Source organism: Clostridium sp. YIM B02500 (genome assembly GCF_022324665.1).
Taxonomy (GTDB): domain Bacteria; phylum Bacillota; class Clostridia; order Clostridiales; family Clostridiaceae; genus Clostridium; species Clostridium beijerinckii.
In genome coordinates this window covers 70,184-92,380 of the sequence record NZ_JAKGTE010000017.1, presented here as the reverse complement: position 1 = coordinate 92,380, position 22,197 = coordinate 70,184, and the positions used below count along the sequence as shown (strand labels likewise).

Below are 22,197 nucleotides of genomic sequence, written 5' to 3'. Positions count from 1 at the left end.
AGATTTCATATAACTGAGATTTATAGGTTTATTTTTATATTATATGAATAATTTATTAATATAAAGATAATCAATCTAATGTTATATGGAGGAAGAATGAACAGTTTGACTTATGAAGAGTTGATACTTCTAGATAATCTGATATATTTAAAATGGGATATAAAAGAAAACGAAAAACTTATAAATCTTGTAGATAATTTATTAAAAAGTGAGAATTTTGACTATCTTATGGAAGCCATTGGAGATTGTATAATAAGAATGGATACAAAAGAATGGATAATGATATTAAATCAAATAAAAGTTAAACCAAATTTAAGTAATCTAAGAATTAAGAATATAAATGATTATAATAATGGAATGGAATATGCCTGCTTTGTAAACGAGGAGGGGAATGCAACAGTAATTTTTAGAGGAACAGCTACAACAAAAGAATGGAATGACAATGGTAAAGGTGCTTATGAATATGATACACTTGAACAAATAGAGGCCTTAAAATATATAAATAACCTTGAATATAGTGATATTACGGTATCAGGCCATTCTAAGGGCGGGAACAAGGCTCAATATGTATCAATATTCTCTCCTAAGGTAAGCAAATGTGTTTCTATTGATGGACAGGGATTTTCGAAAGAATTTATCAGTAGATATGGAGAAGAGATTAGTAAAAACAAGGAAAAAATTATATCTATAAATGCAAAATACGATTATGTAAATTGTTTATTTAATTTGATATCAGAAAAGAATATATATATAAAAACTGAAATCCAGATTAATCCATTTGATTACCACAAGGCAAGTGTGCTTTTAGACGGAAATGGCAATTTAAGAGATGAGACAAATGAAGCTGAATTTTCAAAAATAATTAATTACTTTTCTTCCAGCATAATATCAAATTTACCCGATAATTTAAGATATTTAGTGATAGATGGCATTGTAAATGTAATAGAGCTCATGTTGTGCAGGACTGATGGTAAGGATAATCTATTTAAATCATTAGGCGAGTATTTAATAATGTTTTGCCATGATGGTTGTTCTAACTATAAAGAATTTTTTAGTATAGGATATGCTGTATCAGAGATATTGATCTTACCATTATTGTTTTGGAAGGATTTTGTTATTGTAGAGGAAAGCAATTCAAAGGAATTGCTTAATAATGTAGTAGTAAGAATGAAGTTATTGGAAAGTATGTCGATAAAAAAATTACAAATAATAGATAAGAGCCAAATAGATTTAATACAGAGCATATCAAGTGCAGTTGATGAGCTGATATATAGGATTGAGAATGAGATTTAGAGGTATAAAAAATAGTATTGAAAGAAATGGAGTAAATAAATGATTAAAAATTTATTGACATTATCAGGTTTTGCTTTAATCTCTGCATTAATATATTTAGATAATAAAATTATAAAATTATCTAAATATGAAATAAAAAGTAATAAGATTCCAAAAGAATTTAATAAATTTAAGATAATTCATTTATCAGATTTTCATAACTATAATTTTATCGGAAAAGATAATTTCCAGGTGATTAAAAAAATTGATACTGAAGCTCCAAACATTATCGTTATGACTGGAGACATGGTTAATAAATATGATAAAGATTTTAGCGTTTTTTTTAAGCTAGCAGAAACTTTGAGTAAAAGTTATAAAATATATTATATTATAGGTAACCATGAACAGAGATTAAAAAAACACGATTTAGATTTTATTACAAAAAGGCTGAGTGAATTTAATATAACTATACTAAATGATGAAAAACTCACTATTCAAGAAAAGGGTAGTTGTCTTAATATTTATGGCATAAATATCCCTCTTTCATTTTATAAAACAAGAAATAGGCCTTCAAATATAGAAGAAGTAATTGGGAAAGTATTAAAGAGGTGCGATTCCAAAGAATATAATATATTATTAGCTCATAATCCACTATATTTTAAAGAATATACAAAATTTGACATAGATTTAGTTTTATCAGGACATGTTCATGGAGGAATGATTAGATTACCATTTATAGGTGGAATACTTTCTCCAGAAAGAAAATTTTTCCCTAAGTATAACAGTGGAATTTATACAATAGATACGAAAAAGCTTATTGTAAGTAGAGGAATGGGACATAGTAAACCCGGTATAAGATTATTTAATATGCCAGAAATCTTAAGTATAACTTTAAGAAATGAATCCTAGAAATTTAAAGTTTTTTTAAAATAAACTTAGTTATTTTACTTTGGGAGTTAAAACCTAATTTGGAAATTCCAAGTTATGGAAAGCCCATGGAAGGGAGCGAATTGAGAGAACATCTAAAATATCTCATAGATAATTTTTATGAAATTGCAAGACCTGAGCAAGGAAAATTTGTTTAATTTGATTATTTATACAGTATTGGAAGTATCATTTATATACTAATTAATATTACATATAAAAAACATAATATATTTTTATAAGGTGGGAACAATATAATTACACCCAAATAAAATTAATTTTTTAATTTAAGGAGGTAATTATTTATGGTACATGATAAAGAACATTCAGCAAAAGAGGGTTCTAATAACAGGAGCATAGGTGGATGGATTATAAGATTGGTTTTAACAGTTGTAGTTTTAGGCATAACATCTTTCTTAACACCTGGCTTTACTATTACAGGAATGTGGTCATTTTTAATAGCTGCGGTGGTAATAAGTGTAATAGATTATCTAGTAGAGGCGTTCATGGGTGTTGATGCATCACCTTTTGGAAGAGGTATAAAAGGATTTTTCATAGCAGCAATAATATTATATGTGGCTCAATTTTTTGTTCCAACTATGGCAGTATCTATCATTGGAGCAATTTTAGCTGCTTTAGTTATTGGAATATTAGATGCAATATTGCCCGGGAAAGTAATGTAAGTATTTAATAAGTAATAATATTTTCACAATATTAGGGATGATTATTTTATAATCATCCCTATAATTTTGCATCTTGTTTTTTATAAAACATAAATATATAATTTTATATAATTTAGTGCTTAAAAAGGAGAATTTTATGGATATAAATCATATACATCATATTGCGATAATTGCGTCTAATTATGAAGTATCAAAAAATTTTTATGTAAATATATTAGGATTTGAAATAATACGAGAAAATTATAGGAAAGATAGGGATTCATATAAACTGGATTTAAAGATAGGAAGTAGTGAAATTGAACTTTTCTCTATGCCAAATGCGCCTAAGAGACCATCATATCCAGAAGCATGTGGACTGAGACATTTAGCTTTTCATGTAAAAGATATTGAAGAAGTAATAAGAGAGTTAAATGAAAAAGGGATTGAAACAGAGCCAATTAGAATAGATGAATATACAAATAGGAAATTTACTTTTTTTAGTGATCCAGATGGTCTGCCCTTAGAATTACATGAATAAGCACATGAGGCAATAAAAATTATTAAGGAGGGTATTTTTAATGAAGTATGATTTTGAAACACTAGTATCTCGAAATAATGTAGGTGCAAGTAAATGGAATTTGATGAGAAAAATTAATAATGATGTTAGTGAATCTATAGTGCCTTTTTCTGTTGCAGACATGGAATTTAAAAATCCACCAGAAATTATTGAAGGGCTTAAAGAATATATAGACTCTAGTATTATGGGATATACAGAAGCTACATATAAGTATTATAAAGCAGTATGCAATTGGATGGAAAGAAGACATACATGGAATATAGAGAAAGAATGGATTACTGAATTCTCAGGTGTTGTGCCAGCACTATATACAATTGTTAGAGCGCTTACTAAAGAGGAAGATAATGTTTTAGTGATGACACCTGTATATTATCCTTTTTATAAAGCAATTACAGATAATAATAGAAAGATAATAAAAAGTGAATTAATACTTAATGAAGATCATTATGAAATAAATTTTGAAGATTTCGAAGAGAAAGCCAAATTAGAGGAGACCAAATTACTAATTTTATGTAATCCGCATAATCCAGTCGGACGAGTTTGGAGTGAAGAGGAGTTAAAAAATATTGGTAGAATATGTTGTGATAATAATGTTATTGTAGTATCTGATGAAATTCATTTTGATCTAATAATGCCAGGGTTTAAACATACAGTTTTTGCAAATATATCTGAAGAATTTGCGAATAATTCAGTTATTTGTACAGCACCAAGTAAGACTTTTAACTTAGCAGGTCTTCAAGTTTCTAATATTGTTATTAAAAATAAAAAAATAAGAGATAAAGTCAGGTATGAACGTAGAAAGTTTACAGGAAATTTAGGTCTTAATATTTTTGGATACAAAGCATGTGAAATTGCTTATAATGAATGCGAGCAATGGCTTGAGGAACTTATACAGACTATAAATAAGAATAGAAAAGTTGTAGAAGACTTTTTTAGGAGTAATATTCCTGAGGTCAATATAATAAACCTAGAAGGAACTTATTTGCAATGGCTAGATTTTAGAACATTGGAGAAGGATCATAAGGTATTAGAAAAATTTATGACAACAGAAGCGATGTTTTTCTTAGATGAAGGTTATGTTTTTGGCGATGAGGGTAAAGGATTCGAGAGAATAAATTTAGCATGTCCAACAAAGGTGCTTAAAGAAGCATTGGATAGACTATTAGAAGCTGTAGAAAGGTGCTACAGATAGACATGCTAAATATCATCCTTAAGTAATTATCTTATTTAAATTCAATAAAAATGAAACTATATTTATATGAACAATTATTTATAGAAATATAGTTTTAAAGTAATATATGATTAAATTTATCTATGTATATAGAAAAATATGTTTCTATATACATAGGAACATATATAAATATTTATAGGAATAATGCGGGTTAAATAGGATAAAACTTACAATGGTCTTGAAAAAGTATTATAAGGAAGACTATCATAGAAAAAGTACTGGAAAACTATTATTGACAAAAATTATACTATAAGATATCATAAGTGAGAGTTCAAATTTCATGATTAACACTTTAAAGTTAATCATGAAGTTTATGTGAGTTAAAGTAATAATATAATATATAAAAGCAATGAAAAAGAGGAGTAGAAATTTTTGAGCATTAAAAGGAAACTAACTCAGGAGAGTTTAGGAGTACGGTTCTTTTAGCAAGGAAACTCACTCAGACGAGCTGAGGAGTACAGTTCTTTAGCTAAATCATAGATTTAGAAAGAACTAGCAAGAACTAGGAAGAGAGAGGGAGGCGCTGAAAACCCTTATGCAAGAAATTTTGAAGGTAGCTTTTGAGCTTCTTTAGTGAAATAATAGTAGCTAAAGACGGTTTGTCTGAATCGTTATTTAAATTAAGAGTCCATTAATGCAGTAATTCTGTATATGTGGAAATAAAGGTGGTACCGCGAGCTTTCGTCCTTTTGTGATGAAGGCTCTTTTTGCGTTGAGAATCAAAATTTTATATTTGCTTCTTGGAACTTTCACAGTCTGTATTTTATATTCGCTTATTCGAAAGGCAAAAGAGACTGAATGTGAGTCGGATTTAACTTATTAAGACACAGCAATTGCAGTGCATATTCTAAAGAATATATATTCTTAGGAATAAATATTCTTTACAATATTTATTGTTTAGAATATAAAAATTTAACAAGTTAATTGTTAGTTTAACTAAGTTTGGAGGAATTAAAATGTCAGAAGAAATAAAAAATATATCAACTACATATGATCCAAAAGAATTTGAAGATAGGATCTATAAAAATTGGGAGGAGAAGGGATACTTTACTCCAGTAATCGATAAGAATAAAAAACCATATACAATAATCATGCCACCACCAAATATAACAGGTCAACTTCACTTAGGGCATGCATTTGATGATACTCTTCAAGATATGCTTATTAGATTTAAGAGAATGCAAGGATATTGTACATTATGGTTACCTGGAGAAGACCATGCGTCAATTGCGACAGAAGTTAAAGTCGCAAATCAGTTAGCAGAACAAGGTTATGATAAAAAAGAAATGGGAAGAGAAGCATTCCTTGAAAAAGTTTGGGAATGGAGTGACAAGTATAGAGCTACAATAAGAAACCAAGTTAAAAAGCTTGGGGTATCTGCAGACTTTACAAGAGAAGCATTTACAATGGATGAAAACCTTAGTGCTGCTGTAAAACATGTATTTGTTAAGCTTTATAATGAAGGTTTGATTTATCAAGGGAATAGAATAACTAACTGGTGTACACACTGTCAAACAGCATTATCAGATGCAGAAATTGAATATGAAGAACAAGCAGGACATTTCTGGCATATCAATTATCCATTAGCTGATGGAAGCGGGGTTATTGAAATAGCAACAACTAGACCTGAAACATTGCTTGGAGATAGTGGTGTAGCTGTAAATCCTAATGATGAAAGATATAAACACCTTATAGGTAAAACTGTAATACTTCCTCTAGTTAATAGAGAGATTCCTATAGTTGGCGATGAATATGTAGATTTAGAATTTGGAACTGGTGCAGTTAAGATGACTCCAGCTCATGATCCTAACGACTTTGAAGTTGGTAAAAGACACAACTTAGAAATCATAAGAGTAATGGATGATAAGGGAATTATCAATGAAAAAGGTGGTAAATATAAAGGTCTAGATAGATATGAAGCAAGAAAAGCTATAGTTAAGGATTTAGAAGAAGCAGGTCTCTTAGTTAAGATAAAAGATCACGCTCATAATGTTGGAACTCATGATAGATGCGGAACTACGGTAGAACCTATAATCTCAAAACAATGGTATGTTAAGATGGAAAGTCTTGCAAAGCCAGCAGTAGAAGTAGTTAAGAATGGCAAAACTAAATTTGTTCCTGAAAGATTTGATAAGATATACTTCAACTGGATGGAAAATATCCAAGACTGGTGTATTTCAAGACAATTATGGTGGGGACATAGAATTCCAGTATATTATTGTCAAGATTGCGGAGAAATGATGGTACTTGAAGATGCTCCAAAGGCATGTACTAAATGCGGAAGCTCCAATATTAAACAAGATAATGATGTACTTGATACATGGTTCTCTTCAGCATTATGGCCATTCTCAACACTTGGCTGGCCAAACAAAACAGAAGACTTAGAATACTTCTATCCAACAAGTACATTAGTTACAGGACATGATATTATCTTCTTCTGGGTTGCAAGAATGATATTCTCAGGACTTCACTGCATGGGAGAAACTCCATTTAATACAGTTCTTATTCATGGTTTAATTAGAGATTCTCAAGGTAGAAAGATGAGTAAATCTTTAGGAAATGGTGTTGATCCACTAGAAGTAATTGAAACTTATGGTGCTGATGCCTTAAGATTTATGATAGCTACTGGTAATGCTCCAGGAAATGATATGAGATATTATCCTGAAAGAGTTGAATCATCAAGAAACTTTGCAAATAAGATTTGGAATGCTTCAAGATTTGTAATGATGAACCTTGATAAAGAAGTAATGAACAAATATAAAGGCTGCAAAGAATATTCTTTAGCTGATAAGTGGATATTATCAGAAATGAATACTTTAATAAAAGAAGTAACAGAAAACATGGAAAAATATGAACTTGGAATTGCTATGCAAAAAGTTTATGACTTTATGTGGACTGAATTCTGTGATTGGTATATAGAACTTGTTAAACCTGTATTCTATGGAGAAGATGAGAAAGCTAAGGGAATAGTTTACAACGTATTAAATACAGTTTTAATTACAGGATTAAAATTATTACACCCAGCTATGCCATTTATAACAGAAGAAATATTCACTCACTTAAGTGATGAGGAAACTATAACAACTTCAGCTTGGCCTGAATTTGACGAAGCTTTAGTAAATAAAGAAGCAGAAGATGATATGGCATTTGTAATTGAAGCTATAAAAGGTTTAAGAAATGTTAGAGCTGAAATGAACGTACCACCTTCAAGAAAGGCAAAAGTAATCTGCTATATAGCTGAGGATGCTAAAAAAGCATTTAACTCAGGTGTAGCATACATTGAAAAGTTAGCGTCTGCATCAGAAGTAGAATTTATTAGTGATAAGGCTAATGTTCCTGCAAATGCTGTATCTCTAGTTGTTAAAGGCGGAGAATTATTTATGCCGCTACTTGACTTAGTAGACAAAGATAAGGAATTAGACAGATTAAATAAAGAAGCAAAGAAACTAGAAGGAGAAATTGATAGAATAGATAAAAAGCTAGGAAATCAAGGTTTTGTTGCTAAAGCACCAGCAGCAGTTGTTGACGCTGAAAAAGAAAAGAGAGTTAAGTATGTTGAAATGTTAGAAGCTGTTAAAGTTAGAATTGAAGCTTTAAAATAATTTTAATGAAATTCAGTAAAAGATATTACTAAGTTCCTTGGAGCTTGGTAATATCTTTTTATTTTTTAAAAGTTTTACTCTAAAAGATAAGGGAGCTATTATAGCATATAAACAAACATGCATTAAATTATTATCATCATAATAATTTCAATTATTATATAGTTAGTAAAATGAAAAAAGTTAAAAATTTTTGAAAGGTAAGGATATAATAGGAGGATTATTAATATATATAATTCTAGAATAATATATATGGAGGCGTTTGAATTTTGAAAGCGAGAAGGCATTTACTTAACTTAATTTTTTGGATATCCTTATCAATCTTATTTAATATTATTATATATTACACACGAGGTGAAACATCAGCAATAGAATACTTTGGTGGTTACATAGTAGAAATGTCGTTAAGTTTAGATAATTTATTTTTATTTCTGATGATATTTTCAAGTTTTAGAATACAGGAAGAATACCAGGAAAGGATACTTCTATATGGCGTTATAGGGGCGATGGTATTAAGGTTAATTTTCATTTTACTTGGCGTAGCTATGGTAAATAAATTTAGTTTTATATTATCTATCTTTGGAGTATTATTGCTACTTAGTGGTGCAAAAATATTTCTTAGGGAAGATGATAATATTCAATTTCATGATAATTTGGCAGTTAAGATTTTAAGAAGGATAATGCCTATAACAAATGTTTTGCATGGAAATAAATTTTTTGTTAGGCAGAATAAGATCATTTATGCTACACCTCTTTTTATAGCACTTTTAATAATAGAATTTTCAGATATTATTTTTGCAATAGATTCAATCCCAGCTATTTTTTCTATAACAACGGATACTTTCATAGTTTATACATCTAATATTTTTGCGATTTTAGGACTTAGAAGTATGTACTATATATTAGAAAAGATGAATAATATGTTCAAGTTCATGAAATATGGAGTTGGATGTATATTAATTTTTACGGGAATAAAGTTAGTAATATTGTTTTGGGAAATTGAAATTTCAGTTACAAATTCTGTGTTGATTATATTGTCTATTTTATTAGCTAGTATATTAATATCTCTATTATTAAGTGAATTTGATAAGTTTAGAAATTGGTGTAAAAGAAGATTATAGATATTATGAAAAGGGCGCAAAGGCACAATACGGAATTTAACCACAGTCGCCTTCGAGTTTCTTCTTGAAGAATTATGGAATAAATTTAGTACAGAGATGTTTTTGTTTAGCTTTTAATTAGTCATTTCACTAGAATTAAGATATAATGTAAAGTAAATACATACTATTTAGATTTTGCATTTATAGAAAAACATAAAAGACAAAGAGGTAAGAAAAATGAGCATGACTTATAAAGAAGCAATGGATTATATTACAAGCGTGGGGAAGTTTGGATCTAATTATGGACTTGAAAGAACTTTTAGAATTTTAGAGTTACTTGGAAATCCTCATGAAAAACTCAAACTTATCCATATTGCAGGGACTAATGGCAAGGGATCAACTACAGCTATGATATCAAAAATATTAATTGGAATGGGATATAAAGTCGGAATGTATACATCCCCATATTTAGAAGAATTTGAAGAAAGAATTCAAATAAATGGAAGTAATATTAGCAAAAAATCATTAGTAGACTTAGTAAAAGAAATTAAATTAGTAGTTAATAAAGTAATTGAAGAAGGATATGAACATCCTACTGAGTTTGAAATCATAACTGCATTAATGTTTTTGCATTTCTATAGAGAAAAAATAGATTATGGAGTAATTGAAGTTGGTCTTGGTGGAAGATTAGATTCTACCAATGTATTAACGCCTAAGGTTAGTGTAATAACATCAGTAAGTTTAGATCATATAAATATATTGGGTGATAATTTAAAAGATATCGCAAAAGAAAAGGCCGGAATTATAAAAGAAAATATACCGGTTGTACTCTATCCTCAAAAAAAAGAGGCAGAAGAAGTAATGTTAAAGATAGCGGAAGAAAAAAAATCAAAAGTATATTTTGTGAATGAACAAAATGGAAAATTGCTTGATATCAATTATGATGATTTTTATCAAAATGTAGTTGTTAAAAGTATTAAAAATATATATAAGATTAAATTTCCTTTGCTTGGAGAACATCAAATATTAAATTTGGGAGTTGCTTTAAGTGCAATAGAGGTATTATGCGAGAATGAAAAAATAGAATTAAATACAAGCTTAATTGAGAAAGCTTTACAGGAAGTTGTATGGATAGGAAGACTCGAGGTCTTAAAAAAGAAACCTACGATAGTAATTGATGGGGCACACAATATAGATGGAATTAAAGCTCTTAGAAAAAATATAGAAAAGTATTTTAAATATAATAAATTATACTTATTGCTTGGTATTTTAGCAGATAAGCAAGTAAAAGAAATGGTACAGGAAATAACACCATTAGCTGAAAAAGTTTATGCACTTACACCACATAGTGAAAGAGCTGAACTTAGTGAAAATTTGAAAGAGGAAATATTAAACTATAATTCAAATACTATTGCATTAGAAAGTTATGAGGAGGCTTTTTCTCTAGCGTTAAAAGAAGCTAAGGAAGAGGATTTAATTGTAGTTAGTGGATCATTATACATGATTGGAGATATGAGAAAAATTATAAGAAATAAATTTCCTAATAAGTAGAATTGGGGCACATATATTTTCCGAATTAGTCTAAAAGAATATAAATCAAAAGATTCCGAGGCAAGCTTCGGAATTTTGATTAAAAGGAGTAGTGAAAGTTATATGGTTAAGATAGAAATAGAAAATTACATCAATAATAAGAACTCAATCTATTATGATTTAAAAGAATTTCGTGATAGAAATCCAGATACACTATATAGCTATCAAGACTTTGAAGTGGCTGGAAGAAGGGAATTTAAGATTATTACGAACAAAGTTCGTAAACTTCAGGATTATGAAAAGAATAGGCTAGCTAGTGAGCTAGTAGGACATTTATGTAATTATGCTTTGGATGAAGAAAAATTATCAAGTGTCCATGATTATATTACGTTAAATCCAATCATCGGTTATTATGAAAACTTGATTAAAATCTTCAAAGATTCGATGGAGAATAATAAAGAGATGTTACAAGCAATGAGCAAGAGAGTAAATAATTTACTTAAAGAGAGTTCGTATTCAGAAGCGGTGAAATTAGGGATATTACTTTCGCCTATATGCAGCATTAAAAACTTGAAGGATATATTAAATGTGTTTTCTATTCATAATGAATATATTTTCTATACAATCAAGTCATATGAATATATTGGAAGTTGTAATAATATAATTTTTGAGATTTCAAAAAGATCTAAAGGATATGGGAAGATATTTTGTATAATGAATCTTACTCCTACAACTTATGAGATAAAAAAATGGATGATTGAAAAAGGTTGTGATAATAGTGTTGGCATTACGGAATTATTATCTTACACTATGCTTTCATTAGATCTTCTGAGCTATTTGGAGGATACAAAATTTTCAAAAGAAGAGATTGAAGTTTTTGCAAAATCTTTCAGTACATTGCTTTCAGACTATAGTTTGGATGATATTAAGTATTCAACAAAAGTTTGCAATAAGTTATTAGAAATTATTGATAATATAAGTGGTGGCATATATTCGTTATATGCTGTAGTTTCAATTTTATATTCAATAGAAGCTATTATTATTGATGAATATAAGAATAAAGGAAATTCAAATTCGTATAAGTTAAATAATGATTATAAAGAAATAGTAGATAATTGTAAAAAAATTTGCAAGAAAGAGTTGTGGCATAATGTAATTGCGAATGAAGTTCACAATATAGAAATTGAAAGTAGTATATTAATAAGTTGTGCAGATAGAACGAAGTACAGATTAAAGAAAAGTGAATTTGAATTAATTATAAAAAGAGATTATACAAATGCACTTTTATATAAATATGCATTTTCCATTGGAAATAAGGCTATAAAAAAATGTGCTTTTAAATTAGGGTTGGGAAAATTACCAATGACTGAAATATTAAGCGGACAGGATGAATTAAAAATAGAAAATTTACTTTATGAGGATATAGCACAAATTTGTTTCTTTATAATTATAAAATATGCACAATATGAAGATTTTATAGATGAGTATAAGGATATTAACTTTCAGGCGCTAAAATCACCTTTAATTGAGACTAGAATTCAAGCGGCTGCAAATCTTCAAAGATTTAAAGACGAGTTTGATTCATTGGATAAAGAAACTATTAAGGACGCTATTAGCACAGAGATTGTTAGTGATGTACGAAGAGCATTAAATTCACTTTTGATTAAATCAAGTAGCAAAAAGAATAAAAAATATGTCCAAATAGATGAGAATATGCATATTGATGCTCATGTTAAAGATATATATTTAACCAGTGTAAACATTGCTGGAACAAGCTACTTTGATATGAGTGAAATATACAATAAATTATTGGAAGAGGATATTGTATATTTAAAAAGAGATTTTGATAATGAATATGATAAAAATGCGATTGAAGTTATAACAACAGAAGGATTTGTAATGGGGTATGTTCCAAGAGACAATAATTTAATATTAAAGAATTTAATAGATAAAGGTAAATATCTTTATGGAAAAGTAGAAGAGATAAGTGAAGATTATAGTGTTATAAAAATTCAAATATATCTAAGTTATAAAGATGTAATTGAGGAAATAACAAATACTTTATCATTACTATCTGGGGAGAGAGAAGACTATTTGCAATAAAAATAGTACGGATTGAAGTTCAATAAAACATAAAAACCATGCATAAGAAAGAAGAGTTTCTTTACTTATGCATGGTTTTTATGTTAGCAAAATTGAATAAATTATTGCTAGAAATTTATAATCTATTTTTAGTTTATAGAATTTTCTTTCTTCCAAGCTAATAGTGCTTTTGATAGCTGATCAGGACAAGATGTTCCTTTATTTCTGCAATCTATTCCACCTAATCTTTTTATTATATCATCCACAGGCATACCTTTAACTAATTGACCAATGCCTAATAAGTTTCCAGCACATCCTCCAACGAATTCTACATTTTTAAGAATATTATTCTCAATTTCAAGATTTATTGTAGATGAACAAACACCAGTTGTTTTATATGAAAACATTCCACACACTCCTTAAGATAAAATATAACTATATACATGAAAAGTAAGCAGCTATAAAGAATTTTCCCAAATTACTTACTTTGAAAATGTAATTAGTTAAGCTCACTTTATTATACAAGAAATTTGTCAATAAATAAAGATAATGAAGTTAATAAGTTGTACCAATAATATATATTCAGAATATATTATAGATAGTAGAATGATTATCTTAAAAGGGGGGAATGGAGTGAGTTATATTGTTTTATGCAATACTGGTTCAGATAGTTTGAATAAAATAAACACTGAGAATCTAAATACTCAAAATATAGTTTTATCTATTGGTGAAGGTCCATTTGGCCCTCATGGATTATCATTATATAAAAATAAGCTATTAGTTGCAAATAACTATAATAATAGCATATCGTTGATAGATTTTAATAGTTTTAAAGAAGAAGGCAATATATATGTAGGAGCGCATCCAAATGATATAGTGGCTTATAATGATATTGCTTATGTTTCGTGCGGAGAATCTGACTCTTTAATAATATACGATTTGCTAAATGATAGGATTAATTTCGAAATACCAACAGGAAGATTTCCTCATAATATCACATTATTAAAAGATAGAAATTTAGTTTTTATAAGTAATATGGGAGATGACAGTATATCTATAATTGACTATATAAATAATAAGGAGATAAAACGAATTAAAGTAGAAAATACTCCTGCAAAGATAAGCGTATCACAAAATAAAAAATATTTATACGTATGTATGAGTTATCTTGGGCGTGATAAAAATGGTAGTGTTGGAATAATAGATTTAAATACTCTTGAATTAATAAATAAAATTCAAGTTGGACACTCGCCAGTAGATTTATTTGAAGAAGACAGCTTCCTATATGTTTCTAATTTATGTGATGGTTCTATAAGTATTGTAAATTTAAATGAACTTAAAGAAGAGGAAAAAATTGACATTGGCGGAATGCCTAGAGGAATAGTGAAATCTAGAGATAACATATTTGTTGGAGATTTTTTGAATGGAGTACTGAAGATAATAGATATGAAAAATAGGAGAATAAAAACCATACCAATAGGAAATGAACCCAATGGTATGACTTTAACTTAGACATATGAAAGAAAATAACAAGTCCAAAATACCATGATTATTTTTTATCAGGCAAGGAAGTAGAATGGCCTCATAGCCTGCTATTAGGGCATTCCGCTGATAAACAGAGAACCCAAATCTATGATTTGGTGTGAATCGCTTACTCAGTGAGCGCATGCGAGTCAAACTTCCAATTGTGGAAAATAGGCGTGGCCGATGGAAATATTATTTTTTTGATTATGTCTTAAATCGATAAAAGTAACTTTAATTAATTAATAAACTTATTATATTGGTATAAATTTCGGAAGGATTTTCTTTCCATTTAGCACAAATTGAAGTAGCTTGATTTTTGGATGGAACTGATAATTTTAATTCCATTAATAACGAGTCGTTTTCTACAGCTTTAAGGTTAACAATAAAACTATCGTTTGCACCTAATGTGTAATCAGAATGTATAGTTAATTCCTTTTTTATAGACTCTATTTTTTCTTTTATATAGTCATTAATAGTAGATATTTTTGAAGGGGATATTCTATCTTTAAATAAAGAGAGAACATTATCTCCTTTTTCTGTTAATATCAATAATTTTTTATCATTTACATCATGATATTCAACGAATTTAGATTCCTCAAGCTCTGATAAATATTGCTGGAATGTAAAATAATTAATAAAGTTATTTTCAAGAATTATTTCAGTAAGCTGAGTATTTGATATAGGATTTTTTATTGATTTTAAAACATATAACATTAATAACTTATTTTCTGCTAATTCTGATGAACTTTCGTACATAATTACCTCCATAATTGATGAAAATCTCCTTTTATTATAACACAAATTTTTTTTTAGTGAATAGGAGTATATCATAATTTATAAGTTTAAGTTTACTTAATAGCATAAAAAAATATGTAATGCATATAGTTTAAATATAAAATATAAAGTTAAAAGGAGCATGGAAAGTGACGTGGAAGAAAAAGAGAATCGGTATTGACATATTTTTGATTATCTTTTTGGTATTTATATCTATAGGGATTAGCAAAGCGATACAGGCAATGGGTAATATTCAGGAAGAAGATCCTATATATTGTGTTGATACTAATGAAAAAGTTATTAGTTTAACATTTGATATAAATTGGGCAGAAAAAGATAATTTGAATGTAATATTAGACATATTGGACAAATATAATGTAAAAGGAACATTCTTCATAATGGGGGGATGGGTAAATTACAGCGAGGACAATGTGGAGAAGCTTAAGGCAATAAAGGAGAGGGGGCATGAAATAGGTAATCATAGCTACAAACATCCTATGTTCACTAAAATAGGAGCAGATAGAATGAAAGAGGAGATAGAAAAGACTAATGATACAATTGAAAAATATACAGGTGAAAGACCTAAGCTATTTAGGTTTCCAAGTGGAGATTATAATAAAGAGGCTTTTTCAAAAGTAAGAAACCTAGGATATGTACCAATTCAATGGAGTGTTGATTCTGTAGATTGGAAAGAGATATCTGAAGAAACTGAATATAACAGAGTTATGAAAAACGTTAAACCAGGATCTATACTTCTTTTTCATAATAATGCAAAGTATACTCCAAATAATTTAGATAGAATTATTAAAGAACTAAAGGATAAAGGATATGAGTTTAAATCAGTAGGTCAAATGATATATTCAGATAACTATAGCGTAGACAATCAAGGGATTCAACATAAAGTGAAACTTGATTCAGCTGGGGCTGAATCTTAGACGAACTTATCCAGGGACTAGTGCCACTTACTACTATCTTTAAAATTGTGATTTACTAAGGGCAGTTAGTCATCGGATAAAAATAATTAATATTTATTGAAAATAAACTAGTTTTTGTATTATAATGGTAATATATGCTAGTGGGAGCATATATTACACAAAATAAAATAATTTCCGATGGAGAGAGGGATTACAATGGATAATTTGATGTTAAATAACAAAATTTACCTTGAAGGCAAGGTAACATCTGGATTAGAGTTTAGTCATGAAATGTATGGGGAGGGTTTCTACACTTTTGATTTAGATGTAATGAGATTAAGTGATTCAGTAGATAAATTAAATATTACTGTTTCAGAAAGATTACTAAGTGACATAAAGCTTGATGAGGGTGTGGAAATAATTGTTGAAGGTCAACTTAGATCTTATAACAAGTTTATTGATGGATCTAACAAGCTAATACTTACTGTTTTTGCAAGAAACATTGAACCATGTCTAGAAAGAAGTAAAAATCCCAATGAAATATTTTTAGATGGATACATTTGTAAGGAGCCTATTTATAGAACTACACCATTTGGACGTGAGATTGCAGATGTATTACTTGCCGTAAATAGAGCATACAATAAATCAGATTATATTCCAACTATTGCCTGGGGAAGAAACTCAAGATTCTGTCAAACTTTAAATGTTGGAGATAATATTAAGGTATGGGGAAGACTTCAAAGCAGAGAATATCAAAAAAAGGTATCTGATAGTGAAGTTGTGAAAAAGATTGCATATGAGGTATCAATCTCAAAAATGGAAAGAGCTAATAAGGAAGAGAGCACTGGAGAAGAGGGCGCAGTATAGAATTGTTTATTTAATTAAAATAAATATTCTAAATTCGAAAAAGCTATAAGCATTATGTAACATAAATATAGTATTTTTTTTGGTAAATAAAAAGGTTTCAATTAATATAGATTTATTGAAACCTTTTATTTAATTATGAGAAATAACCAGTATATTAACTTTATACATCTGATAGGTACTTTCTCAATAATATATTATGTAATTTTGAATTTCTAATAAAAAATAATTACTTTCTTAAGTCATCTAATATTTGAGTTTTATCTTTTGTCTTGTCATCTACTGCCTTGATTATCTTAGCAGGAGAACCAGCTACAACAACGTTGTCTGGAACATCTTCTGTAACAACAGAACCAGCAGCTACAACGCTACCTGCACCTATCTTAACGCCTTCAAGGATTACAGAATTAGCACCAATTAAGGCATTATCGCCAATCATACATGGTTCTTTGCTTGGTGGTTCTAATACTCCAGCAACAACAGCACCAGCACCTAGATGAACATTCTTACCTAATTGCCCACGAGCACCAACTACAGCATTCATGTCAACCATAGTTCCATCTCCGATTTCAGCACCAATGTTTATTACTGCACCCATCATTATTACTGCATTTTTACCAATAGTAACCTTATCTCTGATGATAGCACCTGGCTCAATTCTAGCGTCAACTTCAAGTAAATCTAGCATTGGAATAGCAGAATTTCTTCTATCATTTTCTATTCTAAAGTGTTTTATAAGATGTTTATTATCTAAAACTATTTTAGTTATAGAATCAGATTCTCCCATTAGTATATAAAATCCGTTAGAACCGTACCACTCTACATCATTCATTTCAGCATTGCTTAAATCTCCATTAACATAGACTTTTACTGGAGTAGATTTTTTTGATTCCTTAATAAATCTAGCAATTTCATAAGGATCCGTTAAATTATATGACATTATATCACCCTTTCCATTATTTTCGCAATCATCCTTATTATAATAAAGATTGAACGCAATTAAAAGGGGAATAAGTAAAAAAACACAAATAGTTTGAATCAATTTTATTAATGAGGTAAAATAAGTTTATATTGCAAAACGGGGGCGCATAAATTATGAATAAACAAGTAGAGAAAATACAAATCTCGGGAATAAGAAGATTTGCCGAGAAAGTTAAGAAAGTTGAAGGAGCAATATCACTAACCATCGGACAGCCAGATTTTCCTGTGCCAATAGATATATCTGAGGCTATGATTCAGGCTATAAGAGATAATAAAACAGTTTATACATCAAATGCAGGTGTTGACGAACTTAGAGAAGAAATTTGTAATTACTTAAGAACATTTGATATTGAATATAATAAAGATGAAATATGCATAACAGTTGGTGGAAGTGAAGGATTATATTCAGTATTATTTGCTGTTATGAATTCAGGAGATAAAATATTAATACCTGGACCTGCTTATCCAGCTTATGAAAATATTTCTATAATGATAGGGGCAGATGTAGTAACATATCCTCTAAATGAAGATTTCACATTAGACATAGATAAAATTAAAGAAAAATTAGATAGTGAAAATATTAAAGTATTAATGTTGTCATTTCCATCAAATCCTACAGGTGCAATTTTATCTAACGAGCAAAGAAATGAACTTGTTCAATTAATAAAAGATAAAGATATCATAGTAATAACAGATGAAATGTACTCATCTATAATTTTCGATGATTATTATTCAATAGCGCAAGCAAAAGAAATAAAAGATAAAGTTATATATGTAAGTGGGTTCTCTAAAATATTTTCTATGACAGGGCTTAGAATAGGTTATGTTGCATGCTGTGAACAGTACATGAAAGAAATAATGAAAGTACATCAATATGGTGTTTCGTGTGCACCTTCTATTGCACAATATGGAGTTCTTGAAGGGCTAAAAAAATCTTTAAATGATGTAGAAAATATGAGAAAGACCTTTGAAAGAAGAAAAGACTACTGTTTGAATAGATTAAGGGATCTTAATTTGGAAGTTGCAGAACCTAAGGGAGCATTTTATATATTTCCTTCAATTAAAAAGTTCAATATGTCTTCTGAAGAGTTCTGTGAAAAGTTATTAAATGAAGGAAAGCTTGCTTGCGTACCAGGTACAGCCTTTGGTGATTTAGGGGAAGGATATATGAGAATTTCATATTGCTATAGTGATGAAATTTTAAAAGAGGCATTTGATAGATTTGAAAGATTTTTAAAATCAAATTTCACAAATTGCTAATTAAAAGTTTTAGAAACAATAAGATAAGATATTATTTAATGAACTCTTTAATATAAATAATAAATAAAAATAGGGGGCATAACAATGAGCGAATTTAAAAATGTTACAGCAGTAAAAAAAGCAAATGTATATTTCGATGGAAATGTAACTAGCAGAACCATCATATTTGAAGATGGTGAAAGAAAAACTTTGGGGATAATGTTACCTGGAGATTACGAATTTGGAACTGGAGATAAAGAGGCAATGGAGATCCTAGGAGGTTCAATGGATGTAAAATTACCAGGTTCAGATAAATTTGTTACATACAAAGAAGGAGATACTTTTATAGTACCTGCAAATTCTAAATTCAGTCTAATAGTAAAAGAAGTGGCAGATTACTGTTGCTCTTATATTAAAGAATAGTTAAGGTATTAAAAATACTTATAAAGATATAGATATGAAAGCATCTGTTTTTACAGGTGCTTTTTTCTTCATGGTATGCCGAGCGTGGGAACTTGCTAAACAAAGTAAAAAACTCAATAACTATCCGAAATAGGCTTAAGTAAATTTAACAGGTAATTCATTATAACTACTTTTCACTGTGTTACGTTGACACAATATTTATTTTTTTGTTAGTATTATATCATCAAAACAGAAGATTAAATATTAAAATATGGTGCAAAATATCGCAATGTCTTCAAGCAAGGATTATTATAAAAGGTGAATGTATGAAAAAGATAATGAATGAACAATTAATTTATGAAGTACTTTCAGTTGTAGAAGAAATCCCTGAAGGGAAAGTAGCTACATATGGACAAATTGCTATTCTTATTGGCAGAGACAAAAATGCACGGCTTGTTGGGAAGATTCTTAGTCAGGCAGAATTTTATGGGCAATATCCATGTCATCGCGTGGTAAATCATGCTGGAAGATTGGTACCAGGGTGGGATGAACAACGATTTCTGCTATTAGAAGAAGGTGTATCCTTTAAAAATAGTAATCATGTTGATATGAAGAAAAATAAGTGGGAATATTAGGGTGGAGATGCAAGATGAATGAACAGAATTATTTAAATTCTATTGATTCCCTTTATATAGAATATTTAATAATACAAGTAGATGTAATATTATAAATGCTTATATCACTTAAAATAAGTAATATAAGCATTTATAATATGTTTCAGTGGAATTTAGATGGTTATTATTCTTAGAATCATCCATCTAAATTCCTAGAAACTATAGTACAGTTATTTATTTTAATTAGTAACTAATTTATTGAATTCCTATAACATCACTCATGTCATATAATCCAGGTTGAGATACAGAAGCCATATATTCACACGCTTTTAGAGCACCAACTGCGAAAACTTCTCTTGAAATTGCTTTATGAGTTAATTCTATTACTTCACCAGTTCCGGCAAAGATAACATCGTGGTCTCCAATTATACCACCACCTCTAACTGCATGTATACCAATTTCATTTTCTTCTCTTTTGGAATTTCCTTCTCTTCCATAGATGTACTTTGTTGTATCTTCTATAGAGTCTTTTATGGAATCAGCAAGCATAATTGCAGTTCCACTTGGAGCATCCACCTTTTGATTATGATGCTTTTCAACTATTTCAATATCATAGTTTCCATAGAGTAGAGGAGTTACTTTCTTTAAAAGAGAATTAATTAAATTAATACCAAAAGACATGTTACCTGATCTAAATAGCTTAAGAGTAGTACTCTTTTCATCTATTAAAGATAAATCTTCTGGTGTAAAGCCAGTTGAACATATTACTAATGGTTTGTTAGTTTTTTCTGTTATTTCTAATAGACTATGAAGAGCATCAGCTCTTGAAAAATCTAATAAAACATCATATTGGATGTTTAAATCCTCAGTGCTTTCAAAGATAGGATATGGAGCATTACTTGGAAATTTATCAATTCCAGCAACAATCTCTAAGTTCTTAAATTTATCAGCGCACTCTGTAATCATCTTACCCATCTTACCTGAGCAACCATTTAATACTATTTTTATCATATTATCACCTTATATCAATTTATAATCTAGCAAAGCAGCTTTTAGTATTTCCTCATTGTTATTATCCATTTCACAAAGTGGAAGCCTTAAAGGACCAACATCGAGGCCCATAAGATTCATGGCTGTTTTAACTGGGATTGGATTCGTTTCTAAAAATAAAGTATTAGCTAAAGATAATGTGTCTAATTGAATATCTAAAGCTTCCTTAAATTTATTAGCTAAACATTTTTCAGCTATTTCATGAACTTTACTTGGAATTATATTAGCTAAAACTGAAATTACGCCTATACCTCCAATAGACATTATAGATACAATTTGATCATCATTACCAGAATAAATATCTATAGAACCTCTGCAAAGCGCCTTCATTTGAAGTATTTGGCTGATATTTCCGCTAGCTTCTTTTATCGCAACAACATTGCTTAATTGAGCAATCTTAGCTAAAGTTTTAGGTGCAATATTAACACCTGTCCTACTCGGTACGTTATAAAGTACAATAGGAGTATTAACCTCATCATTTATAGCTTTAAAATGTTTTATCAAACCATTTTGAGTAGTTTTATTGTAATATGGTGTAATAACAAGAAGTCCATCTACTCCAACGCTTTCAGCATATTTACTCATTGAAATAGCAGCAGCAGTATTGTTTGAACCGGTTCCTGCAATTACAGGAATTCTTTTGTTTATTACATCAACTGTAAATTTAATTGCATCTTTTTTCTCTTTTTCTGTCATCGTAGTAGCTTCACCTGTAGTACCACAAATTACAATGGCATCAGTACCTTCTTTAACGTGCCATTCTAATAAATTTTTAAGTGATTCGAAGTTTATTCCATTTTCATTAAATGGCGTAACTATAGCTACAGCTGAGCCTTGAAATATTGACATTCAGATTCC

20 protein-coding genes and 1 other annotated feature are annotated in these 22,197 nt (G+C 29.1%); of the genes, 15 read left to right on the top strand and 5 right to left on the bottom strand.

Going from position 1 to position 22,197, the window contains the following annotated elements; genetic code table 11:
* The first annotated feature begins 96 nt into the window (after positions 1 to 96).
* The 9 genes from L1S46_RS15155 to L1S46_RS15115 all read left to right on the top strand — a co-directional run bounded on the left by L1S46_RS15155 (position 97) and on the right by L1S46_RS15115 (position 12,998).
* The gene (locus tag L1S46_RS15155) at positions 97 to 1,293 is read left to right on the top strand and encodes an Mbeg1-like protein (protein ID WP_011969100.1); all 1,197 of its coding nucleotides are present in this window, start codon (positions 97 to 99) and stop codon (positions 1,291 to 1,293) included.
* Between the two features lie 39 nt (positions 1,294 to 1,332).
* The gene (locus L1S46_RS15150) at positions 1,333 to 2,181 is read left to right on the top strand and encodes a metallophosphoesterase (RefSeq protein WP_011969101.1); all 849 of its coding nucleotides are present in this window, start codon (positions 1,333 to 1,335) and stop codon (positions 2,179 to 2,181) included.
* 320 nt (positions 2,182 to 2,501) lie between these two features.
* Complete coding sequence (locus tag L1S46_RS15145) at positions 2,502 to 2,879, top strand: phage holin family protein (RefSeq protein WP_011969102.1); 378 nt, start codon at positions 2,502 to 2,504, stop codon at positions 2,877 to 2,879.
* A 136-nt stretch (positions 2,880 to 3,015) separates the two neighbouring features.
* Positions 3,016 to 3,396, top strand: coding sequence for a VOC family protein (locus L1S46_RS15140; protein ID WP_011969103.1), 381 nt, complete (start codon positions 3,016 to 3,018; stop codon positions 3,394 to 3,396).
* 40 nt (positions 3,397 to 3,436) lie between these two features.
* Positions 3,437 to 4,627, top strand: a complete 1,191-nt coding sequence (locus L1S46_RS15135) for a MalY/PatB family protein (RefSeq protein ID WP_039772357.1) — start codon at positions 3,437 to 3,439, stop codon at positions 4,625 to 4,627.
* A 379-nt stretch (positions 4,628 to 5,006) separates the two neighbouring features.
* Positions 5,007 to 5,358 (top strand) — a binding site (T-box leader).
* 264 nt (positions 5,359 to 5,622) lie between these two features.
* On the top strand, positions 5,623 to 8,268 hold the full coding sequence (locus L1S46_RS15130; RefSeq protein ID WP_039772359.1) for a valine--tRNA ligase: 2,646 nt from the start codon (positions 5,623 to 5,625) through the stop codon (positions 8,266 to 8,268).
* Positions 8,269 to 8,534: 266 nt separating this feature from the next.
* Positions 8,535 to 9,386, top strand: coding sequence for a TerC/Alx family metal homeostasis membrane protein (locus L1S46_RS15125; RefSeq protein ID WP_238900352.1), 852 nt, complete (start codon positions 8,535 to 8,537; stop codon positions 9,384 to 9,386).
* A gap of 216 nt (positions 9,387 to 9,602) precedes the next feature.
* Positions 9,603 to 10,916 carry a folylpolyglutamate synthase/dihydrofolate synthase family protein gene (locus L1S46_RS15120; protein ID WP_238900351.1) on the top strand — a complete coding sequence of 438 codons (1,314 nt, stop codon included), beginning with the start codon at positions 9,603 to 9,605 and terminating at the stop codon, positions 10,914 to 10,916.
* Positions 10,917 to 11,018: 102 nt separating this feature from the next.
* Positions 11,019 to 12,998, top strand: coding sequence for an HIRAN domain-containing protein (locus L1S46_RS15115; RefSeq protein ID WP_039772364.1), 1,980 nt, complete (start codon positions 11,019 to 11,021; stop codon positions 12,996 to 12,998).
* A 128-nt stretch (positions 12,999 to 13,126) separates the two neighbouring features.
* Here L1S46_RS15115 and L1S46_RS15110 read toward each other — a convergent pair whose 3' ends face one another.
* A complete protein-coding gene (locus L1S46_RS15110; protein WP_011969109.1) occupies positions 13,127 to 13,384 on the bottom strand; it encodes a TIGR03905 family TSCPD domain-containing protein in 258 nt (85 codons plus the stop codon).
* A 226-nt stretch (positions 13,385 to 13,610) separates the two neighbouring features.
* Here L1S46_RS15110 and L1S46_RS15105 point away from each other — a divergent pair, with 226 nt between their 5' ends.
* The gene (locus tag L1S46_RS15105; RefSeq protein ID WP_039772366.1) at positions 13,611 to 14,489 is read left to right on the top strand and encodes a YncE family protein; all 879 of its coding nucleotides are present in this window, start codon (positions 13,611 to 13,613) and stop codon (positions 14,487 to 14,489) included.
* Between the two features lie 243 nt (positions 14,490 to 14,732).
* On the opposite strand, the gene L1S46_RS15100 is transcribed toward L1S46_RS15105, so the two are convergent.
* Positions 14,733 to 15,257, bottom strand: coding sequence for a DUF4364 family protein (locus L1S46_RS15100; RefSeq protein ID WP_238900355.1), 525 nt, complete (start codon positions 15,255 to 15,257; stop codon positions 14,733 to 14,735).
* 167 nt (positions 15,258 to 15,424) lie between these two features.
* On the opposite strand from L1S46_RS15100, the gene L1S46_RS15095 reads away from it, so the two are divergent.
* Together L1S46_RS15095 and L1S46_RS15090 are read left to right on the top strand one after the other, a co-directional pair.
* A complete protein-coding gene (locus L1S46_RS15095) occupies positions 15,425 to 16,210 on the top strand; it encodes a polysaccharide deacetylase family protein (protein ID WP_077829203.1) in 786 nt (261 codons plus the stop codon).
* 195 nt (positions 16,211 to 16,405) lie between these two features.
* Positions 16,406 to 17,056: a single-stranded DNA-binding protein gene (locus L1S46_RS15090; RefSeq protein WP_011969113.1), complete on the top strand. Its 651-nt coding sequence runs from the start codon at positions 16,406 to 16,408 to the stop codon at positions 17,054 to 17,056.
* Between the two features lie 226 nt (positions 17,057 to 17,282).
* Here the strand turns inward: L1S46_RS15090 and dapD are convergent, their stop codons facing one another.
* The gene (gene dapD, locus L1S46_RS15085) at positions 17,283 to 17,993 is read right to left on the bottom strand and encodes a 2,3,4,5-tetrahydropyridine-2,6-dicarboxylate N-acetyltransferase (protein ID WP_011969114.1); all 711 of its coding nucleotides are present in this window, start codon (positions 17,991 to 17,993) and stop codon (positions 17,283 to 17,285) included.
* Between the two features lie 155 nt (positions 17,994 to 18,148).
* Here dapD and L1S46_RS15080 point away from each other — a divergent pair, with 155 nt between their 5' ends.
* From L1S46_RS15080 to L1S46_RS15070, 3 genes are all read left to right on the top strand, one after another.
* Positions 18,149 to 19,294, top strand: a complete 1,146-nt coding sequence (locus tag L1S46_RS15080) for an aminotransferase class I/II-fold pyridoxal phosphate-dependent enzyme (protein WP_011969115.1) — start codon at positions 18,149 to 18,151, stop codon at positions 19,292 to 19,294.
* Positions 19,295 to 19,378: 84 nt separating this feature from the next.
* Entirely contained in the window at positions 19,379 to 19,696 is a 318-nt protein-coding gene (locus L1S46_RS15075; RefSeq protein WP_077829202.1) for a pyrimidine/purine nucleoside phosphorylase, read from the top strand.
* Positions 19,697 to 20,001: 305 nt separating this feature from the next.
* Positions 20,002 to 20,310 (top strand): MGMT family protein, encoded by a 309-nt coding sequence (locus L1S46_RS15070; protein ID WP_039772373.1) that lies wholly within the window; start codon positions 20,002 to 20,004, stop codon positions 20,308 to 20,310.
* Positions 20,311 to 20,544: 234 nt separating this feature from the next.
* Here L1S46_RS15070 and dapB read toward each other — a convergent pair whose 3' ends face one another.
* Entirely contained in the window at positions 20,545 to 21,300 is a 756-nt protein-coding gene (gene dapB, locus L1S46_RS15065; protein ID WP_039772374.1) for a 4-hydroxy-tetrahydrodipicolinate reductase, read from the bottom strand.
* A gap of 9 nt (positions 21,301 to 21,309) precedes the next feature.
* Positions 21,310 to 22,188, bottom strand: a complete 879-nt coding sequence (dapA, locus tag L1S46_RS15060) for a 4-hydroxy-tetrahydrodipicolinate synthase (protein WP_087702455.1) — start codon at positions 22,186 to 22,188, stop codon at positions 21,310 to 21,312.
* Between the last annotated feature and the right edge of the window lie 9 nt (positions 22,189 to 22,197).